This window comes from Rhodococcus sp. O3 (assembly GCF_048897285.1).
Classification (GTDB): domain Bacteria; phylum Actinomycetota; class Actinomycetes; order Mycobacteriales; family Mycobacteriaceae; genus Rhodococcus.
Window position 1 is genome coordinate 1 of sequence record NZ_JBMBTE010000292.1, and the last position, 1763, is coordinate 1763.

At 72.8% G+C, this 1763-nt stretch carries 1 protein-coding gene and 1 pseudogene; both read left to right on the plus strand.

The window, feature by feature from the left end; translation table 11 throughout:
- Positions 1-426: pseudogene (locus ACN675_RS29020) on the plus strand (MFS transporter); the annotation flags it as partial.
- Positions 427-585: 159 nt separating this feature from the next.
- Positions 586-1763, plus strand: a 1178-nt coding sequence (locus tag ACN675_RS29025) for a glycosyltransferase family 4 protein (protein WP_420754095.1), incomplete at its 3' end; no start/stop codon positions are given.

The window sequence follows — 1763 nt, forward strand, 5'->3', positions numbered from 1 at the left end:
ACCCCGCGCAGCGCCCGCGCCCTCGTCGTCGCGCTGGTCGTCCTGGTCGCCGGCATGGTGGCCGGCGCGATCGCCGCGGACCGGCTGACCGTGCCCTTCGCGATCGCGGGAGCCGCAGTCCTGGGCTGCGGCTACGGACTGGCCCTGGTGTCGGGTCTGCAGGAGATCCAGCGCATCGCCGGTCCCGACGACCTCGCCGGCCTGACCGCGGTGTTCTACTCGCTGACCTACCTCGGTTTCGCGGTGCCCGCGGTACTCGCGGTCGTCGTGCAGACCGTGCCCGGCGTCGGCTATCCGGTGCTGTTCCTGGCGGGCGCGGCCGTCGCCGCGGCCACCCTGATCCTCGTGCTCGGCAACAGCCGCGCGGACCTGCCCGGCGACGCGAGCGAACCCGAGCCCTCGGACCCGGCTGCGACCCCGGCCTGAATCCCACGGTCCGATCCCACGGTCGTGCGGCGACCGGTACCCGGCGGTAACCCCCGCCGGTTCCGGAGCGATCCCACCGTTAGTGTGTTCCCCGATACAGTCGCAGCACGCATGTTCGCCCGGGTCGCGGGCGAACCGGAATCCGAGGGGGGTCGCCACGTGCGGGAGGTTCTGCTGCTCTGCTGGCGTGACAGCGGGCACCCGCAGGGAGGTGGCAGCGAGCGCTACCTCGAACAGGTCGGCGCCCAGCTCGCGGCGCGCGGCGTCGCCGTCACGTTCCGAACCGCCGCCTACCCGGGTGCCCCGAAACGCGAAGTCGTCGACGGTATCACCATCAGCCGCGGCGGCGGCCGCCTCACCGTCTACCCGCGGGCCCTCGCGGCCATCGCCGCCGGACGCCTCGGTTTCGGTCCGCTGCGCGGATTGCGCCCCGACGCGGTGATCGACACCCAGAACGGCATCCCCTTCTTCGCGCGGCTCGTCGCCGGTGCGCCCTCCACCGTGCTGGTGCACCACTGCCACCGCGAACAGTGGCCGGTCGCGGGACGGGTGATGGCCCGCATCGGCTGGTGGATCGAATCGACCCTCTCGCCGCGCGTGCACCGCCGCAACCAGTACCTGACCGTGTCGCTGCCGTCCGCCGACGAACTGCGCGCACTCGGGGTCGAGCACGACCGAATCGCCGTCGTCCGCAACGGCATCGACCCGATCCCCGACAGCGTCGAACCCGGCGACGACCACACCCGCACCGCCCACCCGAGCGTGTGCGTGCTGTCCCGGCTGGTGCCGCACAAGCAGATCGAGGACGCCCTCGCCGCGGTCGCCGCCCTGCGCGGCAGCGTGCCGGGTCTGCACCTGGACGTCATCGGCGGCGGCTGGTGGGAACAGAACCTGCGGGACGCCGCCGCCGACCTCGGCATCACCGACGCCGTCACCTTCCACGGGCACGTCCCCGAGGAGCGCAAGCACGAACTGCTCGCCCGCACCTGGGTACACGTGATGCCGTCCCGCAAGGAGGGGTGGGGGCTCGCCGTCGTCGAAGCCGCCCAGCACGGCGTGCCGACGATCGGCTACCGCAGTTCGAAGGGCCTGACCGACTCGGTGATCGACGGGGTCACCGGTCTGCTCGTCGATTCCGTGACCGAACTCACCGAGGCGGTCGCCGAACTGCTCGCCGACGCCGACCGTCGCCGCGACCTCGGTCGCAAGGCCCGCGTCCGCGCCGGCGAATTCTCTTGGGCGGCAACCGGTGAGGGGGTGCTCGACGTGCTCACCGCGACCGCGGAAGGTCGCCGGGTGTCAGGCCTGTTCCCGCGCAGCGCCGGTCTGCCGACGCA